This window comes from Frankia sp. CoWAU3, from assembly GCF_977971855.1.
This window is the reverse complement of sequence record NZ_CDWWXB010000007.1, coordinates 6,552-9,475: the sequence shown is the minus strand read 5'-3', so window position 1 is coordinate 9,475 and position 2,924 is coordinate 6,552. Positions and strand designations below refer to the sequence as shown.

The following is a 2,924-nucleotide window of genomic DNA, read 5'->3' as shown; positions in this document are numbered from 1 at the left end:
GCGGGCGTACTCCTCCTCGATGCGGTGCGGATGGATCCGGCCGTCGGACACCAGAGCCGCCAGCGTGATGCGACCGACCTCGCGACGCACCGGATCGAAGCAGCTCAGCAGCACCGCCTCGGGCGTGTCGTCGATGAGCACGTTGACCCCGGTGACGGACTCGAAAGCCCGGATGTTGCGCCCCTCCCGCCCGATGATCCTGCCCTTCATCTCATCGCCGGGAAGATGCAGGACCGTCACGACGGACTCGGTGGTCTGGTCGGACGCGACCCGTTGGATGGCGGTGGTCACGATCCTGCGGGCGCGTTCCTCACCCTCCTCCTCGGCCCGGGCCTCGATCTCGCGGACCGTCAGCGCCGCCTCCCGCCGGGCCTCCTGCTCGATGACGGCGATCAGCTCTCCCCTGGCCTGCCCGGCGGTGAGCCCGGCCACCTGCTCCAGCGCGGCATGACGGGCACGTTCGAGGTCGGCCACCTCGGCTGTCCGACGGGTCAGGTCGTTCTCCCGGTCGAGCAGATCGCGGTCGCGGTCCGCCAGCCGGCAACCATGATCGTCGAGGCTGGCCATCCGGTCCTCGACGCGCTGTTCCCGGGCGGCTATCGCAGCCTCCCGGCTCTGTAGTTCCGTCCGCCAGGCCTGCTGCTCACCGTCGAACGCCACCCGAGCCGCGGCGATCTCGGTCCGGGCGGCCTCCTGCTCGACGCGGACGGACTCTCTCGCCGCGGCCTGGACCCGCGAGGTTTCGACCGCCGCCTCGGCGAGCATCCGCTCGCGCAGTAGGGCGACATCCTCCTCGCCGCGCCGCCGGATCTCGGCGGCATCCCGCTCAGCCCGCGCCAACCGTTCCGCCGCCTCCCGTTCGGCTCGGGCCACAATCTGCGCCGCCTCCTCCGCGCTACCACCATGAGCCGCGCGGAGGCCGCCGTCAGAGCGACCGGCGGTCACGGCCGAACCCCCGGTCCGCGCGGCGGTGCCGTCCCGATCGGCGGGTGAGTCGGCGTCCGTCGTGGCCGGAGCACCGGAACCCTCCCGGAGGGCGGGCAGGACGCGGACCGTCGGCTCCTCGTCAAAGTCCGCCGGACCCGTCACGTCCCCGGCGCCCCGGGCGGCCGGGGTTCGGGGCACCACCGGAGCGGGGGCGGGTATCTTGTCGACCCGGGTCGCCCGGACCAACCGCGCCACGGCGAGGATCAGAACGCTCAGGACGACAAGTACGAGTGACAACAGGACGACGAGGACGCCCTCCATCGCTGCTCCCTCCGCTTCCGTCGGACCCGCACAGGCGGGCTGGAGCGGCGAAGGACCCTCGTCTCGGCACGATCACAGCCGTAGAGGGGCAGCACGCGGATTACGCCATTGCGATATGGAGCCCGGACGGCCTCCCGAACCGGCCAATCCAACGTCGACCGGCCGGCGGGCATACCGCCTTCGAGCACCCACGCGCAGCGGCTGCCTCCGTGTGAGTTGGACGAGCTATCAAGACCGCGTCGCCGCGGGAGTCCTGTCACCTTTCAAGAAAGACTAGGTCTCGCACAATCCCTGGTCAAGAAATAAGGGCACATTGACGACCCAGACTCAATCTCCCCACCACTCACACCGAGCCGTCGTCTTCGCCGCCATCGACCACCCAGCCCATCCGACCTCCGTCGGCGAGCCCCTGAGCGACCTGCTCGCTCACGACCCGGACCGCCAGTTCGACCGGATAGCCCTTTCGGGTCAGCATGGCGAGAAGCCTTCGGGTACGAACCTGCTCGGGCAGGCGGTCCATCGACCGCAGCCGACGAAGGACGAGCTCGCGGGCGCTCTCCTCCTCGTCGTCCGCTCCGACCACCGCCATGGCGGCCTCGACGGTCTCCGGATCTACTCCCCGCTTACGCAGCTCTGTGGCCAGGGCCTGCCTACCCAGCCCACGACGGGCCCGGGCGGAGGAGACGAAGGCGGCAGCGAAGGCCTCGTCGTCGATTAGACCGACGGCGGCCAACCGGTCGAGGACCACAGCGACGATCTCATCGGTGACCCCCCGTCGCCGCATGGTCGCCGCAAGCTCCGCTCGGCTCCTCGCTCTGGTCGCCAGCTGATGCAGACAGATCTCCCGCGCGACCGAGATCGGATCATTCGGCCGCGGCCCCCCGTCCACCACGACCGCCGTCCGGGCGAACGACGGACCGGCGGCGGCATTCCCCGGATCTGCTCCTGCCATCGGTTACAGATCGACCGGAACGGGCACCACGGCATCGGATTCGAGACTGGGCAGGATGCCGAGCTTCTCCTTGATCTTCTTTTCGATCTCGTTGGCCAGATCGGGGTTGTCCCGCAGAAACGACCGGGCGTTCTCCTTGCCCTGGCCGAGCTGATCGCCGTCGTAAGTGTACCAGGCACCGGACTTACGAATAATGCCGTGCTCGACACCCATGTCGATCAGGGAACCCTCCCGACTGATACCGCCTCCGTAGACGATGTCGAATTCGGCGGTCCGAAACGGCGGCGCCACCTTGTTCTTCACCACCTTGACGCGGGTCCGGTTACCCACGGCCTCCGTGCCGTCCTTGAGGGTTTCGATACGACGGACATCGAGGCGCACCGACGCATAGAACTTCAGTGCCTTACCACCGGTCGTGGTCTCCGGGGAGCCGAACATCACCCCAATCTTCTCGCGCAACTGGTTGATGAAGATCGCGGTCGTGCCGGAGTTCGCCAGCGCCGCGGTCATCTTGCGCAGGGCCTGGGACATCAGGCGGGCCTGGAGGCCGACGTGGCTGTCCCCCATCTCGCCCTCGATCTCGGCCCTCGGGACCAGCGCGGCCACCGAGTCGATGACAATGATGTCCAGCGCGCCAGACCGGACGAGCATGTCCGCGATCTCCAACGCCTGCTCGCCGGTATCCGGCTGGGAGACCAGCAGACCGTCGGTGTCGACGCCGAGC

At 68.8% G+C, this 2,924-nt stretch carries 3 protein-coding genes; all 3 read right to left on the bottom strand.

Annotated elements, in window-relative coordinates; all coding sequences use genetic code 11:
• Positions 1-1,248, bottom strand: a 1,248-nt coding sequence (locus tag AC08ON_RS01790; RefSeq protein ID WP_476616339.1) for an Rnase Y domain-containing protein, incomplete at its 3' end; no start/stop codon positions are given.
• A gap of 343 nt (positions 1,249-1,591) precedes the next feature.
• On the bottom strand, positions 1,592-2,200 hold the full coding sequence (recX, locus tag AC08ON_RS01785) for a recombination regulator RecX (protein WP_476606193.1): 609 nt from the start codon (positions 2,198-2,200) through the stop codon (positions 1,592-1,594).
• A 3-nt stretch (positions 2,201-2,203) separates the two neighbouring features.
• Positions 2,204-2,924, bottom strand: a 721-nt coding sequence (gene recA / locus AC08ON_RS01780) for a recombinase RecA (protein ID WP_476616338.1), incomplete at its 5' end; no start/stop codon positions are given.

Coding starts and splice junctions, on each gene's coding strand:
- recX (WP_476606193.1), bottom strand. CDS start 2,200: ATGGCAGGAGCAGATCCGGGGAATGCCGCCGCCGGTCCGTCGTTCGCC.